Origin of the sequence: Psychrobacter sp. CMS30 (assembly GCF_904846565.1) — a bacterium.
Taxonomy (GTDB): domain Bacteria; phylum Pseudomonadota; class Gammaproteobacteria; order Pseudomonadales; family Moraxellaceae; genus Psychrobacter; species Psychrobacter maritimus.
Genome location: NZ_CAJHBF010000027.1, coordinates 24,604 through 31,363, shown reverse-complemented (window position 1 = coordinate 31,363; position 6,760 = coordinate 24,604). Strand labels below are relative to the sequence as shown.

General features: G+C 45.6%; 1 protein-coding gene and 1 pseudogene. Both read right to left on the bottom strand.

All coding sequences use genetic code 11. The annotated features are described in order from the left end of the window. Positions 1 to 2,869, bottom strand: a pseudogene (locus JMX94_RS11890) (hypothetical protein); the annotation flags it as partial. A gap of 98 nt (positions 2,870 to 2,967) precedes the next feature. After that, the gene (locus JMX94_RS11885) at positions 2,968 to 6,525 is read right to left on the bottom strand and encodes an autotransporter assembly complex family protein (RefSeq protein WP_201565672.1); all 3,558 of its coding nucleotides are present in this window, start codon (positions 6,523 to 6,525) and stop codon (positions 2,968 to 2,970) included. Positions 6,526 to 6,760: the final 235 nt, after the last annotated feature.

Genomic DNA, 6,760 nt, shown 5'->3' with positions numbered 1-6,760 from the left:
GTCCTGCTGGCTGCGATAAGGTCGCTCCGCCCGTCACTTTACCAGCAAGCTTATCTGAGAGCTGGTCGAGACTGGTGATATTAATCTTAGCTTGTAGCTGCTTCGCATTACCATTGGCAGTAAGATAATTATCGCCCCAACGCAGCACCAAATTATTGGCATTTAAGCTGTCGATTAAGGCATTGACTTGCTTATACTGCGCCTGTGCATCTTGCGCCTGCAAGCGTTTGAAATAACTGGCCAAGTCTTTTGGTAAGCGCATCTTCGCCGCTAGACTACCTTTGGCACTTAGCGGCTGGCCTTTTAACATACCACTTAGGTTAACTTGTTTGATATTAATGATTTGCTGGTTATCGCCCCAGCGCCCATCGGTATCGATGCTGCCTGTGATGGTACTTGGGATGTCTTTAAAGAAATAACCCAAGTTAAAGCGATTCATCACCGCCTTGATATCCCAAGCGATACCTTTACGCACATCGACCGTACCATTAGCATCGATACTGCCTGCCGCGCCGACATGTCGGAAACGCTTGATACGAATCAGCTGAGCGTCACCACTGGCATCAAGGGTAAGTTTGCCGGCTGGCAATTGCTCAGCGTCTAATACACCATCAAAATTTACCGCAAAGTTTTTAAGCTTACCCTTCGCATTAGCATTATTTTTTGGCGCGGTTTGCCACACGCCGCTGGTTTTTAAGTCGCCGGTAATAATGGCCGCGTTATTGGGTAAGAAATAGCCGAGATTAAATTTATCAAAGCGACCATCGACCGTCCAGCCGATGTTTTGGCGTAAGTCGATAACACCGTTCGCCTTTACTGCACCAGCTTCACCGTTGTAGTTAAGTTTACGGATACGAATCAGCTTTGGCGTTCCAGCGGCATCAATCGATAAGCTGCCTTTTGGTACATCAGCGGTATCAATGTGCCCATCGAAACGGGCGTCAAAGACGGATAGCTCACCACCGATAATATCGACACTGGCATCACCGCTGCCTGTGATACCGATAGCGCGGCTATCTTGGCTGGCATCGAGGTTTGCTTGCAGATCGGTATTGTTAAAACTGACAATATGACGCTGACCTTTGACGCGGTTTTTACTGATATTGAGCATGCGCCCGCGCGCATTGATACGTCCTGTCAGGCGCTCAAGCGGTAAATCATTACGATATTTTTTGGGTAATAAACCCGTGGTACGCGCATCAATCTGCCAAGTTAGCGGCTGTTTTTTGCTCGCTAATTGAATCTGACCTGTGCCAGATAAATCACCTACTATGCCTTTATAATTAAGACGGTTGATATCGATGACATCGCCCGCTTTACGCACACGTAAATCGTAGTTGCCTTTAGGGGCGGCATTTAGCTCATTAATCACCGCCTTACCGTCAACTGATAAGTTCGCGCCGCGCATGATGACATTTGCTTGTCCGCTTGGGCTATTAATATTACCGATATTAGGCACATTACGACGCACAAGGTTCTGCCATTTGGCATCGATATACCAAGGCGTTATTTGCTTAGATTTAGAGGTTCTGCCACGGGCTAAGGGTTTACCTTGCACGATATTGGCATTAACGTGTTCACCATCACGCTGGCGCAAATCTGCATCCATCTCTAGATTGCCAGCTTTGTTTTTATGCTGATAATGTACCGACAAGCGACCATTGAGCTTTTGCGGCGCATACGCTTTAAAATCAGCGTAATCCTTAGGAATCGCCCGTCGAATATCAAAATTACTGCCGGTTGCGCGCACCTTTGCATCAAAGCTACCCTTCCAGTCTAAGATACCTTGTAGCACAAGATTGCCCGCTGGCACCTGAGCATCTAAGCGATCAACGCGCAGTTGGCTATCAGCAATGATGCCGCGACCTTGATAGTGTCCTGACGGGATATCTTTGGCAGTCAGCTCAGTATTGATGCGCAGACGTATCTCTGAGATGACACCCGATGCCGTCGCCATGCCACTTTTGAGATGGATATTTTGGCTGTCGACATAAGGAATAAGAATATCATCCCATTCAAGCTTTGCCTGAAATGGCGAGTCACTATCTAAACCCTGCACCGCAAAATCGCCGCTGACATCGCTGTCGTTATAGCGGCTACGCACTTTACCAACGGTGCGTTTAAGCGTACCAGTTGCGGTAATGTTCAATGGGTCAATATAAGCCTTTCCTAGCGCGCTTACCTCAGCTATAGCGCTCAAATCTAAAGGATAGTCACCTTGTAAATCTGCATGACCTTGTAAAGCACTGACTTTGACAATATCAGCATACTGCAATTTACCGCGACCGACGTTCACCACGCTACCGACCCAGGTCAAATCACGCGCCTCAATATCATGTACGATGATAGGCTCTTTGGTCACTTGCTTATAAATGATGGTTTGTACTTTTGCTTGATCAAAACGCAAATTGACTGGCAAACTGAGGGTTCGATAATCGAACGGCTCACCCGTTGGCGGTTTGTTATTGATAATCTCAATGGTTTGGATATCGGCGTCACGCAGATGCACTTCTTTGGCAAATACCGCGCGCCAGCCTATTTTAACGTAGGCTTTATCGACTAATATCTCAAGGTCTTCGTTTGCCTCGATATCGATATCCGTAAGCCAAAGACCATCGCGTAGATTGCCACGACCATATTTAAATTTGATACCCGTCTCAGCACTGATTTTCTCTAAAATAAACTTGGTGCCTGATTCAGTACCCGCCGCATACAAAAAAATGGCGAACATAATCGCCAGTACAATAAGAATAAGCACCGTCAATTTGAGTAAAAAAGACAGCGGATACCAACGTCTTACAGCGCGGGCATCGCGTTGTGCTGGATCTTCATCTGATGGCTTGTTTGGCGGGGTATTTTTGGTCAACATGACACTCAGCTACGTTAAAGAATGATTACCAGCATGCGCTAGAATAAAAAATAGAACTGTATTTAAGACTGTAGTTAGGACTGTTTGCTGCTTACTATTTATAAAGGCGAGCCGATGAATAGATGCAGTCGCACCGGAATACTCTCCTCCGTCACACCAGCCGCCACATCAACACGTACCACGCCAACTGGTGACGCCCAGCGGATACCAACACCGACGCCAACTTTGGTATCAGTCTCAAAATCTTTATCATAAGCATTACCGACATCGGTGAAAAACGCCCCACGGAAACCCGGTTTAAACTCATAGTTATATTCGGCGCTACCGACGGCTAGGATTTGTCCGCCTGTTAGATAGCCTTTATCAATCGGTGATAAGCTCTCGTAATCATAACCACGGATACTTTGATCGCCACCAGCAAAGAAGCGCAGTTTATAGGGCACCTCATAAAAATCATCGGCCCAAATATAACCGGTATTTAAACTACCCAGCACTTGGTGTTTATCATCAGTCCCAAAGCTATAAAGACCGCTCACGCCCGCGCGTAGTATGGCTAAATCGGTATCACTAAGCGCGCTTTCTGAACCAGCTTCAAGCGAATAATACTGACGGAACCCGCGCGTAGGATTGGCAGCGTTATCGACATCCGTCTTACTCATACCATAACCGAACAACAAGGCTTGCTGGGTAGGTTTGGACGAGGTAAAGCGTACCGGAAGATTGTCCAACTCGGCCTCATCAATGCCCGTCGCTAGCTCATCTAAACGATAGCGCATAGAGTAGCTACGATCCCAGCCGTTTTCACGGCGGATATTGCGCGCTAGTCCCGCCTTCAAGGTTCTGGTAGACAAATCAAAGTTGCCTTCGCCTTGGTCGATGACCTCTTCTTCATAGGTCAAACGCGCATCCAGCTTGTCATTTAACGGATGCTTCCATGGGCGGCTAGCATAAAGGGCGACATTTTTTGTGATTCGTGAGACTTCGGCCTCTGCCCCTGCTTGATAGCCTTTACGATTGAGCAAATTATAATCTATCTTGGCGGTTGCACGTACACCCGTATCGGTACCATAACCAATACCGACTTGGGCATCGCGTGGTTTATTGGCAGAAACAAAGACATACAGCGGTACTTTTTTATTTTCTAACACCTCTTGCGGGGTTTTACGTCCGGCAAGTGTCGGTGGGACAAAGTTTTCATCAGCAAGGATACTTTTTTCATCAGGGAAAATCTTTTGCGCAATATTACTAATAGAGTCACTGATTTTACCCAAAATACTATTGGTTGCTTGGTCTTTTTCGTCCAATACCCGATCGCTTGGCAGTCGGCTTAAACGTTCAGCTTTTTGTTTAATGGCTTGCAGTTTATCCAGTGTTTCTTCATCGGCTTTAAACTCAATAGCAGCGATGTCATCTGGATTGACGGTCTCGCCACTATTGGCGTAGCGCTCACCCTCATTTTGGCTATTGTTATCGCCATATTGCTCAGTATCACTGACATAAGAGACATTATCAATAGCGTCAGTGCCATTATCAGCAATATTGGCATTAGGGGAATTATCAAACGCCAAGGTACTGCTTTCAGTACGTTCATCGGGTGGCAAAATCGACTCGACGTTGACGGTATTAAAGTAACGGGTCGCTGATAAATCATTACTAAACTTAGTCACTGCGGGACGATAAAAAGGGTCGCCCGCTTTAAAGCCAAGCAGCTGATGCAATAAGGACAATTCCACCGGCAATTTTTCAGGGTCACGCGTCAACGTACCCGACTCTTGATCATAAGTAAAAAACACCACTTCATCAAACTCATAGCGCTCGCCGGTATTGTAGACCAGCGACACATCGGCCGTATTGTCCGGCAAGATAATATCGACCGATTTATTTAGCCAATATTGATCAAAGTAACCATAGGTATTACTGAGCGACTCAAGTGCTGCTTTACTGTCTTTATAAACGCGGTGATTAAAGATATCGCCTTCTTTTGGCGGTAAGTCTTTTTCAAGCTCGGCAAACTCTGCTTGCTCGCTGCCTTCGCCGCGGATATCGACAATGCGGCTATCAACGCGTACTGGCTCGCCCAACTTCTCAATGATAACGTCAATAGTATCGCTATTGGTTTGGCGTAAACGCAAGGTCACTTCATAGTAACCAACGGCTTTTGCCGCATCTAATGCTGTTTGGCGCAGACGCGGTAGCGCAGCGGTAAAATCAACCACAGACTGAACGGTAGTGTCATCGAGCGCAGCTTTGATATTCTTGAAGGGTTGAATATCATCATCCGCTTTGGTCAGTTTTGGCTTAGTATTTGGGGTACTGTTTGCAGTATTGTCTTCAGTATTGCTATTTAAATTGTCCGCCGCGGCTTGTTGCAAATAAATTGTTGTTTCGACGTGTGGTAAGGCGATCGCGCCCTCATTAAAGAAGCGATTATAAAGACGCTTAACGATATTGCCTTTTTTATTGCGTGCCTTCGGTTTGGGTTTTGCCGCTTGCTCGATACTTTCCTTGACTGCATCAATATCATTTTCATAATTAGGCAAATAATCATCAGGATTAATGCTACCTGACTGCGCGTTTTCTATATTAATGACATCATTACTATCTTCTAAAGCATCATTCACTAAAATAGCGTTATCCACTTCTGAATCAGTATTGCCGCTACTGACAGAATCACTGACATTAATAGGACGTGACATCACATCATCAGTCTCTGCCTGTTTCGCAGCCGTCTCACTTCTACCTGCCGTCTCATTTCTACCTAAGGTGTCAAGATTGCTTGGTGCTGGCAGGGTAGTCGCATCCAAGTCAACGTCCAGACCAATCGGTGGCGTCGTATCATTTAACGTCGCCACTGGCGCATCGAATCCATCCAATCTGTCAAAGTCGTTATCATTATGACGTATGCCATCGATGTTATTCACGCCAGCGCTACTATTAAGACTGTCAATATCTTGGGAGTTTTGCCTATCCATCGCCGCCAATTCACGGTCAATCTCTGCAGGCGTCATCATCTGATAGCCTTGCTGCTGCACGCTATTGACTTGCTGCTCTAAGTTTTCATTGCTATCAAATGCTTGGTTGTTGCCTAGATTATCCAAGCCCTCACCAATGTTGTTAGCAATGTTATTAACACTATCGATATCATTATTTGATAACTGCGAGTTATCCGTGTTATTTGTTTGCGTGCTAGGGTTTTTCTTAGCGTCAGTTTCTGATTTTTTTGCATTAGGCTTTTTGATACCTAGGTTTTGCTCGCTATAATCATCCAATACCGATTGATCGATAATACCTTGTTCGACGGCCTTTTTTAGGCGCAAGGCATCCAAAGCGATATCAAGCTGGCTATCTTCATACGCATCATCTTCGATATTTTTAATAACTTGGCTACTGCTTGGATTATTGGCAGTGCTAGTGTTTAAATCGGTAGCGGCAAAGGCGGCAGGTGCCATACCAACACTCACGCCAAAACCAACCAAGCTTGTGGTCAACGCACTAAAAATTGCCGTCCGCGTAAAGTAAACGCGCGGATTACCGTTACGATGAATGTGATTAACGCAACTAAGATGAGCAAGCTTAACGGAGTGCGGCGGCATGTCTGACGTATCACGCGGCATAACCGATAAGTGGCGCGCTAGAGTTGAAGGCTGATGTTTCATATTTAGTTCCTATCACCTCACGCGGCACAAGGTTACGGTCGATTACAATCGCTCCGTTTTACCGGTGAATAAACGTAGAGCAGTTAACTGAGATTATGGGTTTGGTCGGCTAAAATTTACAAATCATAACTTAGTTAATTATCAAATCATAGCATCGGGCGCATGTATTTTTACCAAACCCTTGCTATTATACGGCTTAACATTGATAAAACCTATGCTATATTTCGATAAGTTT